This window comes from Zobellia uliginosa (genome assembly GCF_018860745.1).
Classification (GTDB): Bacteria; Bacteroidota; Bacteroidia; order Flavobacteriales; family Flavobacteriaceae; genus Zobellia; species Zobellia uliginosa_B.
Genome location: NZ_JAHKPY010000003.1, coordinates 289206 through 305882 on the forward strand (window position 1 = coordinate 289206; position 16677 = coordinate 305882).

The window sequence follows — 16677 nt, forward strand, 5'->3', positions numbered from 1 at the left end:
GTTTTATTATTGACATAGCGGTTATTGTAAGAAATCTAATAATTTCTTCATGGCTTTGCCTCTATGACTTATCTTGTTTTTAATGGATAGCGGAAGCTCTGCAAAGGTTTCTTTGTAGCCGTTAGGTTTAAAAATCGGGTCATACCCAAAGCCTCCTTGGCCTTTTCTTTCTGCTAGGATTTCTCCTTCTACAATGCCACTAAATAAATGTTTTTCTTCATTCAGATTTAAGGCTATTACCGTTTTGAAGTATGCTGTTCGACTATTCTTGTCTTCTAATTTATGTAGAAGTTTGTTCATATTGTCATCAGAATTTTTATCAAGTCCTGCATATCTGGCGGAATATACTCCTGGTTCTCCATTTAATATATCTACTATAAGACCTGTGTCATCTGCAAAACAGGCAAGACCATAATTCTTGGTGACATAGTCTGCTTTTATTTTTGCGTTTTCCTCTAAGGTTGTTCCCGTTTCGGGTATTTCGTTAAAGCAACCAATGTTTGTTAATGAAACCAACTTAATGTGGGTAGGAACAAGTTTTTTGACTTCTTCCAGTTTGTTTTTGTTGTGTGTTGCGAAAACAAGTTTCATATAAATTGATTTAAGGTTGTTTTTGGGGCTTTTGTTTTTAATGGTTCAAAAATAGTAATTTTGAAAAGCTATAAATATTCTTATTATGGAGTTGAAAATACCTCCCGCAGTGGTTTTTCTGATTTGTGCGGGTCTAATGTATCTGCTAGCTACATTTTTACCTTTTGGTTATTTCGATTTTTACGGAAGATACTATCTTGTTTATGGATTGTTGGTTTTTGCGGGTATTATTGCTGTAATTGCTCTTTTTCAATTTATGCGTTCCAGAACTACTATTGATCCGGTTCATCCTACCAAGGCTAGTAAGTTGGTGCAAAATGGTATTTTCGCTTATTCTAGAAATCCAATGTATTTGGCTTTACTTGTTCTATTATTGGCTTTTGGTGTGTGGTTGGGTAATGCGTTCAACACTTTACTAGCGGCAGGTTTTGTTGGTTATATGAATAGGTTTCAGATCATTCCTGAAGAAACGGCTCTTTTGAAGCTCTTTGGCAAGGTTTACAAACAATATTGTGTAAACGTACGAAGGTGGTTCTAATTTATAAGCAATAGTGCTTATAATGTAAAATATTAGCGTTTTAGCTTATATTTTTATATATTAGCGTTTTAGCTTATATAATTATGGTAGCAATAATTACTGGTGATATTATAAACTCAGAGAACCACAACTCGTCTGAGTGGTTGGGTATTCTTAAGGATTATTTGTCTAAACTAGGTAAGTCACCAATAGATTGGGAGGTTTATAGAGGAGACGAGTTTCAATTAAAAATAGCAAAGGAAGATGCTTTGCAGGCGGCAATACATATTAAGGCCTTAATTAAAACGGTTAAGGGGTTAGATGTTCGTATGGGTATTGGTCTAGGTAATGAAACATTTAAAGGTGTTGGCGTAAGTGAATCTAACGGCCCTGCCTATCATAGGTCTGGTAGAACTTTTGAATCGCTTAAAGAAGATAAACTTAATTTAACGATTGCTACGGGCAATGGTTTTTTTGATGATACTCTAAATCTTATGCTAAAGCTGGCGCTTCATTTTATGGATGACTGGAGCACGGTGTCTGCAGAAATAATTGTATTGGCATTGGACAATCCCAATGCCTCACAACGAGAAATCGCCGAAAGGCTCAACATTCAACAATCAGCAGTAAGTCAACGTCAAAAAAGGGCGCGTTTAGATTTAGTTCTAGAATTACTTGATTATTATTCAAAAACTTTAAAAGAATTAAGTTAGATGATTTTATTCACAAAACTTTTGCTGGCACATTTAATAGGCGATTTTCTATTACAGCCTAGTCGCTGGGTGATTCATAAGGAGGCTAATAAGGAGAAATCAAAATATCTCTATGCTCATGTTCTGCTTCATTTTGCCTTAACAATGCTTTTGGTCTGGGATCTGAAGTATTGGAAAATAGCTCTGATTATAATGGTTTCCCATTATTTTATCGATTTGGCAAAACTGTATGTAACCCCTATGTTTAGATTAAAGAGTATTCCATTTTTTATGGATCAGGTGCTTCATATTATAGTATTGTATTGTTGTGTATATTATGGTAATCTAGGGGGGCATACCATGGCTCTTTTTCAAAATTTGGATTGGCCATTGGTAACTGCTATGGTATTCGTGAGTTCTCCGGCTGCGATTATAATGGGCAAATTATTGGAAGCCATGTCCGATAAGATTGAATTGGATCATAAATCTCTGCCCAATGCAGGTAAGTACATTGGAATAATAGAGCGGCTTTTTGTTCTTATGTTCATTATTATGGGGAGGTGGGAAGCTATAGGGTTGTTGATTGGAGCAAAGTCTGTTTTCCGCTTTAATGATTTAAAAGAAAGCAACAACCGGAAACTTACTGAATATATTTTAATAGGTACGTTACTAAGTTTTGGTCTTGCCGTAATCACAGGAATTATCTATGTCAACTTATAAAAATACAATGCACCTCCTTTTTGTAGTGGTGCTATTTGTGTCGTATTCTGCTTGGGGACAAACTGAGTTTTTTAATTCTTTTGATGATGTTAAGATTGCCTATACGGACCAAGGAAAGGGAGATGTTGTACTGTTAATTCATGGCTTCATAAACACGAAGGAATCTTGGGATAGCACAAGTCTAAAAGAAGATTTATTAAAAAAAGGATTTAGGGTTGTGGCCCTTGATTTAAGAGGTAACGGAGAGTCTGATAAGCCACAAACAGAAGAGGCTTACAGTTTTGATGCAGAAGTCATGGATATTCTATTTCTTATGCAGCATTTGCGTTTAAAGAAATATATGGCAGTGGGCTATTCTAGGGGTAGTATTGTTTTAGCCAAATTATTGCTAAAGACCAAACGCTTAAAGAGAGCGGTATTGGGTGGTATGGGAATTGATTTTACGGATTATCGCTGGCCTCGAAAAATAAAGTTCATGAATGCCTTTAATGGCAAGGTTACAGAAGAAACCAAAGAAGCGGTAGACTATGCCAAATCTGTTAATGCGGATTTTAGAAGCTTGTATTTGCAACAGCGATTTCAACCTAATACCAAGAAAAGTCACTTGGCTTATGTGCAAGCCAAGGTTTTAGTCTTAGCCGGTAGTGACGACACGGATAACGGTAGTCCGGAAAAACTTCATCAAGCAATACCTAAAAGTGAGTTTGTGATTGTTGATGGAGACCATAACGGTACGTACAAAACTAAAGCATTTTCCGAGGCAATAATTGAATTTTTAGATTAAAATAAAGGTTTTATATCTGATTAAATGTGAATTTGACGTTTATTGAAAATTAAAATCCATATCAAAAAGAACTAGATTAGTTATACGGATAACTTTTAGTAAGATTAGTCCATTTTGGAGAGAAATAATCTTTATTTTTGTTCCTTAATTTTTTAGCAAAGACATGGTGGAAACAGGTAGAAAATACGTATTCGATTTTGATAGTACTTTAACGAGAGTTGAGGCTTTGGATGTACTCGCCGAAAGGACTCTGCAAGGAAATTCTAATAAGGAAGAAATTATTAGACAAATTCAAGAGATTACCAATCTAGGTATTGATGGAGATATTTCCTTTACCGAATCGCTTGAAAGACGTATAAAACTATTACATGCCCATAAAGATGATTTGGGACCGTTGGTAGAGGAGTTACGTCAAAAGATTTCCAAGTCTATTGCTGATAACAAAGAATTTTTTGAAAAATTCTCAGACGATATTTATGTTATTTCGTGTGGGTTTAAAGAGTTTATTGATCCTATAGTAAAAGAATATAATATTCCGTCAGATAGGGTTTATGCCAATACTTTTGAATTTGATAAAGATGGCAATATAGTGGGTTTTGATTCGGAAAATGTGCTTTCTCAACACAATGGTAAAATAGAGTGCCTTAAGAACATGAATCTAGAAGGTGAGGTTCAAGTTATTGGTGACGGTTATAGCGACTATGTTATGCGCGAGGCTGGTATTGCCGATAAATTCTTTGCATATACTGAAAATGTACACCGCAAAAAAGCGGCTGAGAATGCTGATTATATAGCTCCAAGTATGGATGAATTTTTATTTGTTAACGATTTGCCACGTAATATCTCATATCCAAAGAATAGAATAAAAATACTACTTCTTGAGAATGTTCACCCTGACGCTTTTAAGAATTTGTCAGATGATGGATTCTCTGTTGAGTTGGTAAAACATAGTATTGCTGAGGATGAACTTATAGAAAAAATAAAGGGAGTTCATGTGCTGGGTATCCGTTCAAAAACCCAAGTAACTCAAAAAGTATTGGATGCTGCAGATAAACTATTGGTAGTTGGTGCGTTCTGTATTGGTACTACACAAATAGATTTACTTCATGCAAAGAGAAATGGAGTTGTAGTTTTTAATGCACCATATAGTAATACGCGCTCAGTTGTTGAATTGGCTATTGGACAGATAATTATGTTAATGAGGAGTGTGTTCTCTAGAAGTAGTGAAATACACAGTGGACAATGGCAAAAGACTGCTGAAGGGTCAAGAGAGGTTCGTGGTAAGAATCTTGGTATTGTTGGTTACGGAAATATCGGTAAACAACTTTCTATCTTGGCAGAAGCTTTGGGTATGCGTGTTTATTATTATGATGTAGATGATAAACTATCACTAGGTAATGCTATAAAATGTAATACGCTAGAAGATTTATTAAATGTTTCAGATGTAGTTACGCTACATATAGATGATAATAAAGCGAATAAGGATTTCATAGGCGAGCGAGAAATTAGCCAAATGAGAAACGGAGCTATGCTTATTAATTTATCCAGAGGTTTTGTAGTTGATATTGAAGCTTTGGCAAAAGGTTTGAAATCCGGTAAAATTGGTGGTGCAGCTATTGATGTGTATCCAGAGGAACCACGCAGCAACGGTGAATTCTACACACCACTACAAGGTTTGAACAATGTAATTCTCACACCACATGTTGGCGGTAGTACGGAAGAAGCACAGCGCGATATAGCCGATTTTGTGCCTAATAAAATTATGGATTATATCAACTCGGGTAATACTGTAGATGCTGTAAACTTCCCTAATATTCGTTTACCAAAACAACAGAATGCACACCGTTTCTTGCACATACATAAAAATGTGCCCGGAATTATGGCTAAAATTAATGAGGTATGTGCTAAATATGGCTTAAATATCTCTGGACAATTCCTGTCTACGGATAGTGAAGTTGGGTATGTAATTACGGATTTGGACAAGGAATATAATAAGGATGTTATAAAAGCCCTTAGAAAGGTAGAGAATACAATTAAGTTTAGAGTATTGTATTAGAATTTAATTAAGATTTAAATAATAAAGGTCTTCTTTAAAGAAGACCTTTATTTTCTTTTTACTGATGGTGATAAGGTTCGTTCCGTAGTATGGTAAAAGCCCTATAAACCTGCTCAACCACAAAAAGGCGAACCATTTGGTGGGAAAAGGTCATTTTTGATAAACTGATTTTACCTTGTGCTTTATTGTAAACATCCGTACTGAAACCGTATGGCCCACCAATTACAAAAACGAGTTGCTTGAGTCCTGCATTCATCTTTTTCTGCAAATAACCAGAGAAATCTACTGAGGAAAATTGCTTTCCATTCTCGTCTAAGAGTACGAGAACATCAGTGTTGCTTAGATTTTTTAAAATTAGTTCGCCTTCCTTTTCTTTTTGTTGAGCTTCAGAGAGGTTTTTGGTGTTTTTGATATCAGGTATAATTTCCAATTCAAACTTTACGTAATGCTTCAATCTTTTTTGATACTCTGCAATAAGCTGTAATAATGCCTTGCTATCCGTTTTTCCTATCGCGATGAGTTTTATAGTCATACGGCAAATATAAATTGAAATAATAAATTTCAGGTATTCGAGTTTCAGCCTATGGTAATAAATTACCCATGCGGTAAGGTCTATAAACCCCGAACAATTCACTAATTTAGCTTTAAGTAAAAACCGATACATGATTTCCAAAGAACAATTTCAGGAAGAGATAGAGTACATTATAAAAAATGCCATCCGTGAAGATGTGGGCGATGGAGACCATAGTTCGTTGGCCTGCATTCCCAGTACAGCAACAGGGAAGGCTAAATTATTAGTGAAAGATGAGGGAATAATTGCCGGAATAGAGTTTGCTAAGCAAGTTTTTAAGTATGTTGATGCCAATATGGAGGTGGAAACCCTAATAGAAGATGGTTCGCCAGTGAAACACGGTGATATTGTTTTTTATGTTTCAGGAAGTTCTCAAAGTATTTTAAAAGCAGAGCGATTGGTTTTAAACGCTATGCAGCGCATGAGTGCCATTGCTACCAAAACAAATTCGTTCGTAAAGTTGTTGGAAGGTACGGATACTAAAATTTTGGACACCCGTAAAACTACACCAGGCATACGTGCTCTAGAAAAATGGGCCGTTAAAATAGGTGGCGGGGAGAATCACAGATTCGCTTTATATGATATGATTATGCTTAAAGATAATCATATAGACTTTGCTGGTGGTATAGATAAGGCCATTCAGAAAACCAAAGATTACTTAAAGGAAACGGATCGTGATCTAAAAATCATTGTAGAGGCTCGAGATTTAAATGAGATAGAACAAATTCTTAATGCTGGCGGAGTATATCGCATTCTTATAGATAACTTTAATTATGAAGATACCCGTAAGGCCGTAAAGCTTATAGGCGATACCTGTTTGACTGAGTCCTCAGGTGGGATCAATGAGAATACGCTTCGTAAATATGCTGAGTGCGGAGTTGATTATATTTCTTCTGGTGCACTTACCCATTCGGTTTACAATATGGACTTAAGCTTAAAAGCGGTATAAATGTCGCGCGAGATAGAAGAAAAAATTGATAAAATTCCCGTAATCAATTGGCTGGCACGTCTTTTAAAAGGCGTTAAACTGCCAGCTTTTGAAGGGCTGTCTCTGTACGATTTAATGGAAATGTATATTCTCGGTATTATACAAGGTGCTATTTCAACTCGGGCCAGTTCCATTGCTTTTAGTTTGTTTTTGGCTTTGTTTCCGTTGCTCATATTTCTTATAACCTTAATACCTTTTATACTGCCCTATGTAAGTGTTGGCAATGAAAATTTTGATTCGCAGTTCCTCCTTTTTCTGGAGTCTTTTTTGCCTTCTGCTACAAGTGATTATTTTGGCGAAATTTATCAACAGATAAAAGACCAGAAGCAAGGAGGATTATTGTCTTCCGCTTTTTTCTTCTCTATTTTTTTAATGGCCAATGGGGTGAACGCCATATTTGGAGGGTTTGAAAACTCTTATCATGTAGAGCTGACCCGGCATTTTTTACGTCAATATCTATATGCCCTTATGGTGGGTTTAATATTGTCTATCTTACTTATAGTAGGGGCCGTGGCCTACGGATATTTTGAATTATATATTATTGATTATTTAAGTGTGTGGGCTGCCAAAACCAGAGGGTATGATCTTACACAGAATGATATAGTAGGGGCACAAATAGGTAAAGTACTGTTTTTTATTCTTTTGTCTTATTTTACCACTGCTATCTTGTACTATTTTGGAACAACAGAAGGCAAGCATGCCAGATTTTTTTCTGCGGGTGCTTTTATGACCACTCTATTATTTATGTTAACATCGTATCTTTTTGGTGTTTATGTAGAAAAATTTGCCAGATACAATGAATTATACGGTGCTTTGGGAGGTTTATTGATACTTATGGTCTATATCTGGTTAAATTCTAATATATTGTTGCTCGGGTTTGAGCTTAATGCCTCTTTGAACTCTTTAAGAAAAACATATACTAAGAAATGAATACAAGTGCAATTTTAAGTTTTTTTGTCTTTATCGTCATGTTGGCTCCAGTAAGTCACTCACAAGGAGTTTTTGGAAAATGGAAAACGATAGATGATCGTACGGGTAAGCCAAAAGCCATTATTGAGATATATGAAGAGGATGGAATGATGCATGGTAAGGTGATTGAAATAGTTGAAGAAGGAAAGGAAAATTTCATTTGCGATAAGTGTGAAGGAGATAGGAAAGGAAAGCCTGTTTTGGGCATGACGATAATAGAGGATGCGGAACATCATGGCAATGGCGTTTACAAAGGAGATACTCTTTTTGACCCACAGCAAGCCATGACTTTTAGATGTAAAATTTGGCTAAACCCTGATAATCCTAATGAACTTAAGGTTAGGGGCTACTTGGCCTTTATTTATCGTACTCAGACTTGGGTGCGTGTGGAAGGATAGAATTCGAACCGAAGTATGCAGTATTTTATCGATGTAATTTTACCGATTCCTTTAGAGAAACTTTTTACCTATTCCGTTTCCGAAACCGAAGCTAAATTTTTACGTCCGGGCATGCGTGTGGGCGTTCCTTTTGGGAAATCAAAAATTTATACGGGTTTGGTTCATAAAGTGCATACCAATGCGCCCGAGGTTTATGAGGCAAAGGAGATTGACCGTATTCTAGACGAGCAACCTATTGTTAATGCAATTCAGTTAAAGCATTGGCAGTGGATTGCGGATTATTATATGTGCACCGTGGGTGAGGTATTTAGAAGTGCGGTTCCCGGAGCTTTTCTGTTGGAAAGTGAAACCCTGATTTTAAGGAATGATAAAGGTGAGGTAGATGAGTCTAGCTTGGAAGATGATGAATTTTTGGTATTTGAGGCATTACAGCATCAAGCACTGTTAAAAGTTCAAGAGGTAAGTGCAATTATTGATAGGAAGAACATTTTGCCTGTTTTAAATCGTCTTATAGAAAAGAACGTAATTCTTTTGAAAGAAGAAATGTATGAGCAGTACAAGCCCAAACTGGTTCGCTATGTTAAACTTGGAAAAGAATATTTGGTTGAAGAGAAGTTAGAGGTGCTTTTAAATGATCTGTCTAGAGCGCCAAAACAAAGTCAAGTGGTACTTTCTCTTTTTCAATTACAAGCAACAAATAAAAAGCCCATAAAGATAACCGAGTTGGAGAAGACCAGTGGGGGCTCTAAAGCCGTTATTAAATCGCTTGTAAAAAAAAATATTTTAGAAGAATATTTTATAAGAACCGATCGAGTTAATTATGAAGGTGAAGAAGAAAATTTCGCACTTAAGGCTCTAAACGAATATCAGCAAAAAGCGTTTGATGATGTGTCAAAAAGTTTTGAGGAAGAAAAAGTAACGTTGTTACACGGGGTCACTTCCTCTGGCAAAACAGAAGTTTATGTAAAATTAATTGAAGAATGCTTGCAAATAGGTAAGCAAGCCTTGTATTTACTTCCTGAAATTGCATTGACCACTCAACTTATTTCTCGTTTACAAGAATATTTTGGAGAAAAGGTTTCCGTTTATCATTCCAAATATAGCGTACAGGAAAGGGTAGAGGTGTGGAATAACGTTTTAAATCAAAAAGACAAGGCCCAAATAGTCATTGGGGCTCGTTCCGCTTCATTTTTACCTTATTCAAATTTAGGTCTTATTGTAGTAGATGAGGAGCATGAAAGCTCTTTTAAACAGTTTGATCCTGCGCCAAGGTACCATGCAAGAGATGCAGCTATAGTTTTGGCCAAGTTACATGGCAGTAACATACTTTTAGGTTCGGCTACTCCTAGTGTAGAAAGTTTTTACAATGCCAAAATTGGCAAATATGGTTATGCTACTATAACGAGACGTTATGGAAATGTCCTAATGCCGGATATTGAATTGGTGGATTTAAAAGAGCAAAGTAGAAAACGCCGTATGAAAGGCCATTTTTCTGAACGCTTGTTTTTGGCTATTCAAGAAGCTTTAGAAGTGGGGGAACAAGTGATTTTGTTTCAAAATAGGCGCGGGTATGCTCCTATAGTAGAATGTACCACTTGTGGCCATTCCCCACAGTGTCCCAATTGCGACGTAAGTTTAACCTATCATCAATATAAAAAACAACTACGTTGTCATTACTGTGGTTACCATATGGCTTTGCCAGAAAGTTGCCAGGCATGTGGAAGCCCCACCTTGGACACAAAAGGATTTGGTACCGAACAAGTGGAAAAGGAGCTAGAAACATTGTTTCCGGATGCAAAGACGTGGCGAATGGATTTAGATACTACACGAGGCAAGCATGGCTATGAAAAAATAATAACGGCATTTGAACAACAAGAAATGGATATTCTTGTAGGTACTCAGATGCTTACAAAAGGATTGGATTTCAGAAATGTTAGTTTAGTGGGCATTATGAATGCAGATTCTCTTTTGAATTTTCCTGATTATAGAGCACACGAACGCTGTTTTCAATTATTGACTCAAGTGGCGGGTCGTGCCGGTAGAACAAAAAAAAGAGGAAAAGTCTTGGTACAGAGTTATAATCCCTATCATCAGATATTGCAACAGGTCTCTACTCATGATTATGATACCATGTTCAATGAACAGTTATATGAACGAGAGCAGTATCAATATCCACCTAGTAACAGGATTATCAAAATCACTTTTAAACACAAGGAGTATAATCGTCTAAATGAGGCGGCAGATTGGTTTTCAAAAGCGTTAAGAACATCTTTGGGAGGGAATGTATTGGGTCCTGAATATCCACCGGTGGCACGAGTCCGAAATCAGTTCTTGAAAAATGTGGTAGTCAAAATTCCACAAGCGCAATCTGTAGTGAAAACCAAATTGGCCATCAAGAGAATTGAAAAATCATTTAATTCTGTTTCTCAATTTAGAAGTGTAAGGGTTATATATAATGTAGATCACATTTAGAAAAAGGGTAAAAAAAATCCCGAACATAATTCTATGTTCGGGATTTATATTCTAAAGTAGAAGTGCTAGACATTGGCCAATGCTTCTGCTAACTCGGTCTTTTTATTTCTGCTGAGAGGAATAGACCTTCCGCTGACTTCAACATTTTTACTGTTGAATTTTTCTATCTTCTCTAAATTCACAATGTAGGATTTGTGAATCCGTAAGAATTTTTCTTCTGGTAATTGTTGCTCAAATGATTTCATGGTAGACAAAATAACGATATTAGCTTCGTCAGTTACCAATTTAATATAATCGCCAAGAGCTTCGATCCATTTAATATCGTTTAAGATAACTTTACGTTTCTTAAGGTTGCTCTTTACAAAGATATGTTCTTCGTCTTCTTGAACTTTGTGTATTTGCTCATATTTAGCTACAGCTCTTTTTACCGAAGCATCAAATCTAGCTAGGGTAATGGGCTTGTGCAAGTAATCGGTTACATCATAATCAAAAGCCTTGAGGGCATAATCTGGCTTACCTGTAATTAAAATTACTTGAGGACTGTTTTCTAGGGATTCGAGTAGGTCAAATCCACTAATAATAGGCATTTCAACATCAAGAAAAATAAGATCGATCTCGTTGTTCTTAATGCCGTTTTTAGCTTCGATCGCATTGCTGTATTCGGCCACCATAGCAAGGTTTGGATGACTGTTTACAAGCTTCGCGACTGCCATTCGTTGCATGGACGAATCGTCTACGATAATACTTCTTAATTTCATAAATAGGTCGATTTGTGGGGTTAAGTCATCGACAAAATACTAAAAAAAGCTGTTTAAATACAATTATTATGTAAAGTTGAGCCTCTTTTATGTGTAATTTGTAATGACATAGGTTAAGATTTGGTTATGTAAGATTTTAGGATTGTCAAAGTATAACGAAGAAAATCTCATTTTCTTGTAAAGTCTCATAAATATTCTTACTTTTGCACTCCTAAAAAATATACATTTATGAACCATTACGAAACTGTTTTCATTTTGAATCCCGTGCTTTCTGATGATCAGATAGCGGAAACAGTTAAGAAATTTGAAGATTTCTTAATTAAAAATGGCGCCAAAATGGTCTCCAAAGAAAATTGGGGGCTTAAGAAATTGGCCTATGCTATCCAGCACAAAAAGAGTGGTTTTTACCACTTGTTCGAATTTACTTCTACCGGTGAAGTTATCACTCCTTATGAGCAAGAGTTCAAAAGAGATGAGCGTATTATGCGTTTCTTGACAGTAAAATTAGACAAGCACGCTATTGAGTGGGCTGAGAAAAGAAGAACAAGATTAAAAGCTAAAGCTTAAGGAATTATGGCAACATTACAACAACAAGCAAAAGGAAAAAAAGACGGTGAAATCCGTTATTTGACTCCATTGAATATTGAAACCAATACTAAGAAGAAGTATTGTCGTTTCAAGAAGTCTGGTATTAAGTATATAGATTATAAAGATGCAGACTTTTTAATGAAGTTGGTAAACGAACAAGGTAAATTGTTACCTAGAAGACTTACAGGTACTTCTTTAAAATACCAACGAAAAGTGGCTCAAGCTGTAAAAAGAGCACGTCATTTGGCCTTGATGCCATATGTAGGCGATTTATTAAAATAAATTTTAAAGCAAGATGGAACTTATACTTAAACAAGACGTAGAGCATTTAGGCTTTAAAGATGATGTCGTTAACGTAAAGAACGGTTACGGTAGAAATTACCTTATACCTAGAAACTTAGCTGCAATGGCTACTGTTTCGGCTAAAAAGGTATTGGCAGAGAACTTAAAACAAAGAGCGCACAAAGAGAAAAAAGTGGTTGATGCTGCAGGCAAAACTGCTGAAGCTCTCAAAGCTTTGGAAATGAAAATTTCTGCTAAAACTGGTACAGCGGACAAATTGTTTGGATCTGTTACTACTATTGATCTTGCTGCCGCTCTTGAAAAGGAAGGTCATAGCATAGACAAGAAGTTTATTAGCATTCAAGGTGGTGCCGTTAAGCGTACTGGTCCTTACAATGCACAAATTAGATTACACAGGGAAGTAATAGTTGATTTTCCTTTTGAGGTTGTTGCCGATAAGAAATAATGGTTAATAACCCATAATAACTTAAAAGAGCTGTGCTTGCATAGCTCTTTTTTTTTGTTCTTTTTTGCAAGACTAACTCAAACAGATGATTATGTCTTACAAACTTCATTTTAGTCTTGTGCTATTTTTTACCTTCTTTAGCGCAATTTCACAAGTAACAACCTCCAACATGAGTGGATCGGTGGTTGATGATCAAAACTTACCACTATTAGGTGCAAATGTGGTTGCAGTTCATACGCCAACAGGTACTAAATATGGGGCAATTACCAATGAAGATGGTCTATTTAGAATACTTAACCTTAGGGTGGGTGGGCCTTATACGGTTACCGTTTCTTATGTTGGTTTTAAGGAACAGACCTTAAACGACATCTACTTGTCTTTAGGAAAGACTTTTACTTTAGATGCTGTTCTAGCAACTGAGAGCCAAGCTTTGGATGAAGTAGTGGTAATCTCAGATCGCGGAGGAACATTTGGAAGTGATCGTACTGGTTCTGAAACCAGTGTTGGAAGAAGAGAACTTACCAAACTGCCAACTATTTCTAGATCTGCGGAAGATTTCACAAGACTAGAGCCTAGTGCTTCTGGAACTCCTGGTACAGGAGGTCTTTCATTTGGTGGTCGTAATGATCAATACAACAACTTTTCTTTAGATGGTTCTTTCTTTGGAAACCCTTTTGGTTTGGATGCACCTAGTCCTGGTGGTCAAACTGGATCACAGCCAATATCTTTAGATGCTATAGATCAGATTCAGGTGTCTTTGGCTCCCTATGATGTTACACAATCAGGTTTTACTGGAGCTACTGTTAATGCTGTAACCAAGAGCGGTACAAATGAGTTTCATGGTAGTGTGTACGGTTTCTTTAGAAATGAAAGCCTTACTGGTGGTAAAATTAAAGGAGAAGATGTAGTAAAGCCAGACTTGAACCAAAATCAATATGGTGTTAGCATTGGTGGACCAATAGTAAAAAACAAACTCTTTTTCTTTGCCAATTTTGAACGTGATCAACGAGATGATTTAGGTACTAGTGGTTGGGTGCCCAATACAGGTTCTGGAGCTATTAATGAATCTAGGGTTTTAGAAAGTGATTTAATGTCTGTCCAGTCTGCACTTGCTGGTTTGGGTTATGATACGGGAAGATATGATGGTTTCACTTATGGAGCTGAATCTACCAAAGGGATTTTTAAGTTGGATTGGAATGTTAATGATGATCATCGTTTAGCTGTAATTTATAATTTCTTAAAATCATCAAGAGAACAACCAGCTCACCCTACTGCATTGGGCGTAAGAGGACCTAGCTTTCAGGTTTTACAGTTTGAGAATTCCGGATACGAAATCAATAACAATATTCAATCATTTCAGGTGGAGCTAAACTCTACTTTTGGGGACAATGCAACAAATAAATTACAAGTAGGCTATTCTCATTTTGATGATTTCAGAAATGCGCTTTCTGCACCTATGCCTGCTATTACCATACAAGATGGAGCAAATAGTAATTATATCATAGCGGGGCATGAGCCTTTTTCTATTAATAATACACTTGATCAGAAAGTATTTCAGATTACGAATAACTTCAACTATTTTATGGGTAACCATACCCTTACAGTTGGTGCGTCATTTGAAAAGTTTTCGTTCGACAACTCCTTTAACTTAGGGGCTTATGGTTACGATGAAGATGGAGATTTCAATCAAGAGGTGGGTGCTTTCGCATCGTATCCTGATTTAGCAGCTTTTCAAACAGATATTGCCGATGGTACTTTAGCGGCTGCGTTGGCCAATGCTCAAAATATTTTTACGAATAGCAATGCGGCTGGTGTTGGCAATGACGGAGGTTGGGCATTAGCGGAAACCAATGTAGGACAGTTTTCTTTTTATGTGCAAGATGACTGGGCTGTAACTTCAGATTTTAAGCTGACCTATGGTGTTCGTTTTGATAAGCCTTTATATTTTGATACGGATGAAAAAATTCAGGAAAACATTGATAGAAAGCCCTTTACTTTCGACCCAACAATTCCTTATTTTAATCCACAGACCAATCAAGAAACTACATTAGATTCAAAAACGTTACCTAGTAATAAATTCCTTATTTCTCCAAGGGTAGGATTCAATTGGGATGTTAAAGGAAATCAGACTACCCAGATACGTGGTGGTAGTGGTGTTTTTACCGGTCGTTTTCCTTTTGTGTGGTTAGGAAACCAAGTACAAGGTCTGGATTTTTTCTTTTATCAAATTGTTGATCCAGATTTCAAATGGCCACAAGTATGGCGTACCAACATTGGCGCGGATCATAGATTTGATAGCGGTGTTATTTTAACTGCTGATATTTCGTATACCAAAGACCTTAATGGAGCACATGTTCAAAACTGGGGATTGAGAAATCCTTCAGGGACTTTAAATGCTCCTGGAGATAATAGACCTGTTTATACTGATGCAGATAAAGGAAATAATGGATATGTGTTTACAAATTCTGATAAAGGTAGAATTTGGAACGCATCTTTAAAAGCTCAAAAAAGTTGGGATAATGGTCTGTTTGCTAGTGTTGCTTATAATTATTTAAATGCTCAGGATGTCAATTCTATTGAAGCGGAGATTACTGGTGACGCCTTTGATTTCAACCCGAATTTGGGTGATGCTAATCAAGATGTTTTATCCTATTCAAAGTATGGCGATACCCATAGGGTTATTGGTGCTGCAGCAAAGCAGTTTAACTATGGTAGTAATAATAAGTGGTCTACTACTATCTCTACCTTCTTTGAATATGCTCAAGGCGGAAGATTTAATTATACTTATGCTGGCAATATTAATAATGATAGTTCTTTTCAGAATAATGACCTGCTGTATATTCCAACCGCGGCAGAAGTTCAGCAAATGCAGTTTTCTGGTGCCGGCCAGGCCGATGCTTTTGAGCGGTTTATTCAGCAGGATGAGTATATGAGCGATAATAGAGGTCAGTATTTTGACCGTTACGCAGCTCTTGCACCATGGAGGGGAAAATGGGATGTGAAATTTTTACAAGACTATAGATTTAATGTATCAGAAGATAAAGTACATACAATTCAGTTTAGTATTGATATTTTAAACTTCGGTAATCTATTAAATAGTGATTGGGGTGTAATTCAGCAGCCAAATAACTTAAATCCATTATCTGTAACTGTAGATGATAGTAATGTTCCTACATATACTTTTAACGAGCAGCTAACTGAATCTTTTGGTTATGATTCAAGTTTGTTCTCAAGATGGCAAGCTCAAGTTGGTCTACGATATATTTTCTAAAAACTACATCACATTTTATCAAACAAAGGCCGTACTTATCGTACGGTCTTTTTATTTTTGCAGAATGAAATATACGAGGCTTACAAAGCAGCAATTAGAAGAGTTGCAACAAGAGTTCATCAATTTTCTGGCTACACAATCTATTACTGGAGAGGAATGGGAGGAAATTAAAAAGAACCGCCCACAGGTAGCTGAAGATGAAATAGACGTTTTTAGTGATTTGGTTTGGGAAGGTGTACTCAATAAGGTAGAATATTTGGAAAATATATCTGATAAACAGATGCACTTGTTTCATTTGGCAGAAAAAGAAATGAAATTAATTTCCGTTAAGGTTATGAATCCTGCAATTGATTTGAATACTACTGTTGGATTTTCTTGGTTCAAAAAGAACTGGCAATCAGATTTTGTTGAGTATCTAACGGCCTCTAAAGTATATACGGAAGATAAGAACCTAGACAAATTTAAGCTTATTCAGCAAGGAGCGTCTATCACTAAAGGAGAATTGTACCAGTGGTTTGAAAAAGTAATTGAAGCTTAATCATAACATGTCATTT

Annotated in this window: 17 protein-coding genes; 14 read left to right on the forward strand and 3 right to left on the reverse strand. The window is 36.3% G+C overall.

The window, feature by feature from the left end:
• Positions 1-21: 21 nt before the first annotated feature.
• Positions 22-591: a non-canonical purine NTP diphosphatase gene (locus KO521_RS04995; protein ID WP_215938812.1), complete on the reverse strand. Its 570-nt coding sequence runs from the start codon at positions 589-591 to the stop codon at positions 22-24.
• A gap of 85 nt (positions 592-676) precedes the next feature.
• Between KO521_RS04995 and KO521_RS05000 the strand changes: the two genes are divergently transcribed.
• From KO521_RS05000 to serA, 5 genes are all read left to right on the forward strand, one after another.
• Positions 677-1129: a methyltransferase family protein gene (locus tag KO521_RS05000; protein ID WP_215938813.1), complete on the forward strand. Its 453-nt coding sequence runs from the start codon at positions 677-679 to the stop codon at positions 1127-1129.
• Between the two features lie 83 nt (positions 1130-1212).
• Entirely contained in the window at positions 1213-1821 is a 609-nt protein-coding gene (locus tag KO521_RS05005; protein ID WP_215938814.1) for a SatD family protein, read from the forward strand.
• Positions 1822-2520, forward strand: coding sequence for a DUF3307 domain-containing protein (locus KO521_RS05010; protein ID WP_215938815.1), 699 nt, complete (start codon positions 1822-1824; stop codon positions 2518-2520). It abuts the gene before it with no gap.
• Entirely contained in the window at positions 2507-3304 is a 798-nt protein-coding gene (locus tag KO521_RS05015) for an alpha/beta fold hydrolase (protein WP_252729850.1), read from the forward strand. The genes KO521_RS05010 and KO521_RS05015 overlap by 14 nt, the downstream gene beginning before the upstream one ends.
• Positions 3305-3467: 163 nt before the next feature.
• Positions 3468-5360, forward strand: a complete 1893-nt coding sequence (gene serA, locus KO521_RS05020; protein WP_215938816.1) for a phosphoglycerate dehydrogenase — start codon at positions 3468-3470, stop codon at positions 5358-5360.
• Between the two features lie 58 nt (positions 5361-5418).
• Here the strand turns inward: serA and rlmH are convergent, their stop codons facing one another.
• Complete coding sequence (gene rlmH, locus KO521_RS05025) at positions 5419-5892, reverse strand: 23S rRNA (pseudouridine(1915)-N(3))-methyltransferase RlmH (RefSeq protein WP_215938817.1); 474 nt, start codon at positions 5890-5892, stop codon at positions 5419-5421.
• Between the two features lie 130 nt (positions 5893-6022).
• On the opposite strand from rlmH, the gene nadC reads away from it, so the two are divergent.
• The 4 genes from nadC to priA are packed head-to-tail and all read left to right on the forward strand — an operon-like array spanning position 6023 to position 10758.
• Positions 6023-6880 carry a carboxylating nicotinate-nucleotide diphosphorylase gene (gene nadC, locus KO521_RS05030; protein ID WP_215938818.1) on the forward strand — a complete coding sequence of 286 codons (858 nt, stop codon included), beginning with the start codon at positions 6023-6025 and terminating at the stop codon, positions 6878-6880.
• Positions 6881-7849, forward strand: a complete 969-nt coding sequence (locus KO521_RS05035; protein ID WP_215938819.1) for a YihY/virulence factor BrkB family protein — start codon at positions 6881-6883, stop codon at positions 7847-7849.
• On the forward strand, positions 7846-8286 hold the full coding sequence (locus KO521_RS05040) for a DUF2147 domain-containing protein (protein WP_215938820.1): 441 nt from the start codon (positions 7846-7848) through the stop codon (positions 8284-8286). Before KO521_RS05035 ends, KO521_RS05040 begins: the two co-directional genes overlap by 4 nt.
• A gap of 15 nt (positions 8287-8301) precedes the next feature.
• Positions 8302-10758, forward strand: a complete 2457-nt coding sequence (gene priA, locus KO521_RS05045) for a replication restart helicase PriA (RefSeq protein ID WP_215938821.1) — start codon at positions 8302-8304, stop codon at positions 10756-10758.
• Positions 10759-10823: 65 nt separating this feature from the next.
• Here the strand turns inward: priA and KO521_RS05050 are convergent, their stop codons facing one another.
• On the reverse strand, positions 10824-11516 hold the full coding sequence (locus KO521_RS05050) for a LytR/AlgR family response regulator transcription factor (protein ID WP_215938822.1): 693 nt from the start codon (positions 11514-11516) through the stop codon (positions 10824-10826).
• 228 nt (positions 11517-11744) lie between these two features.
• On the opposite strand from KO521_RS05050, the gene rpsF reads away from it, so the two are divergent.
• From rpsF to KO521_RS05075, 5 genes are all read left to right on the forward strand, one after another.
• Positions 11745-12083, forward strand: a complete 339-nt coding sequence (gene rpsF, locus KO521_RS05055; protein WP_215938823.1) for a 30S ribosomal protein S6 — start codon at positions 11745-11747, stop codon at positions 12081-12083.
• Positions 12084-12089: 6 nt separating this feature from the next.
• Positions 12090-12386: a 30S ribosomal protein S18 gene (gene rpsR / locus KO521_RS05060; protein WP_013991412.1), complete on the forward strand. Its 297-nt coding sequence runs from the start codon at positions 12090-12092 to the stop codon at positions 12384-12386.
• A gap of 13 nt (positions 12387-12399) precedes the next feature.
• Positions 12400-12852, forward strand: a complete 453-nt coding sequence (gene rplI / locus KO521_RS05065; protein ID WP_215938824.1) for a 50S ribosomal protein L9 — start codon at positions 12400-12402, stop codon at positions 12850-12852.
• Between the two features lie 91 nt (positions 12853-12943).
• Positions 12944-16123 (forward strand): TonB-dependent receptor, encoded by a 3180-nt coding sequence (locus KO521_RS05070; protein ID WP_215938825.1) that lies wholly within the window; start codon positions 12944-12946, stop codon positions 16121-16123.
• A 64-nt stretch (positions 16124-16187) separates the two neighbouring features.
• The gene (locus KO521_RS05075) at positions 16188-16661 is read left to right on the forward strand and encodes a DUF6495 family protein (protein WP_215938826.1); all 474 of its coding nucleotides are present in this window, start codon (positions 16188-16190) and stop codon (positions 16659-16661) included.
• Positions 16662-16677 lie beyond the last annotated feature (16 nt).

What these genes read in the sequence shown, in the direction of transcription:
- KO521_RS05010 (WP_215938815.1), top strand. Translation starts at nt 1,822, where the DNA reads ATGATTTTATTCACAAAACTTTTGCTGGCACATTTAATAGGCGATTTT.
- KO521_RS04995 (WP_215938812.1), bottom strand. Translation starts at nt 591, where the DNA reads ATGAAACTTGTTTTCGCAACACACAACAAAAACAAACTGGAAGAAGTC.
- KO521_RS05015 (WP_252729850.1), top strand. Translation starts at nt 2,507, where the DNA reads ATGTCAACTTATAAAAATACAATGCACCTCCTTTTTGTAGTGGTGCTA.
- KO521_RS05040 (WP_215938820.1), top strand. Translation starts at nt 7,846, where the DNA reads ATGAATACAAGTGCAATTTTAAGTTTTTTTGTCTTTATCGTCATGTTG.
- KO521_RS05070 (WP_215938825.1), top strand. Translation starts at nt 12,944, where the DNA reads ATGTCTTACAAACTTCATTTTAGTCTTGTGCTATTTTTTACCTTCTTT.
- KO521_RS05035 (WP_215938819.1), top strand. Translation starts at nt 6,881, where the DNA reads ATGTCGCGCGAGATAGAAGAAAAAATTGATAAAATTCCCGTAATCAAT.
- rplI (WP_215938824.1), top strand. Translation starts at nt 12,400, where the DNA reads ATGGAACTTATACTTAAACAAGACGTAGAGCATTTAGGCTTTAAAGAT.
- KO521_RS05005 (WP_215938814.1), top strand. Translation starts at nt 1,213, where the DNA reads ATGGTAGCAATAATTACTGGTGATATTATAAACTCAGAGAACCACAAC.
- priA (WP_215938821.1), top strand. Translation starts at nt 8,302, where the DNA reads ATGCAGTATTTTATCGATGTAATTTTACCGATTCCTTTAGAGAAACTT.
- rpsR (WP_013991412.1), top strand. Translation starts at nt 12,090, where the DNA reads ATGGCAACATTACAACAACAAGCAAAAGGAAAAAAAGACGGTGAAATC.
- rlmH (WP_215938817.1), bottom strand. Translation starts at nt 5,892, where the DNA reads ATGACTATAAAACTCATCGCGATAGGAAAAACGGATAGCAAGGCATTA.
- KO521_RS05050 (WP_215938822.1), bottom strand. Translation starts at nt 11,516, where the DNA reads ATGAAATTAAGAAGTATTATCGTAGACGATTCGTCCATGCAACGAATG.
- KO521_RS05000 (WP_215938813.1), top strand. Translation starts at nt 677, where the DNA reads ATGGAGTTGAAAATACCTCCCGCAGTGGTTTTTCTGATTTGTGCGGGT.
- serA (WP_215938816.1), top strand. Translation starts at nt 3,468, where the DNA reads ATGGTGGAAACAGGTAGAAAATACGTATTCGATTTTGATAGTACTTTA.
- rpsF (WP_215938823.1), top strand. Translation starts at nt 11,745, where the DNA reads ATGAACCATTACGAAACTGTTTTCATTTTGAATCCCGTGCTTTCTGAT.
- KO521_RS05075 (WP_215938826.1), top strand. Translation starts at nt 16,188, where the DNA reads ATGAAATATACGAGGCTTACAAAGCAGCAATTAGAAGAGTTGCAACAA.
- nadC (WP_215938818.1), top strand. Translation starts at nt 6,023, where the DNA reads ATGATTTCCAAAGAACAATTTCAGGAAGAGATAGAGTACATTATAAAA.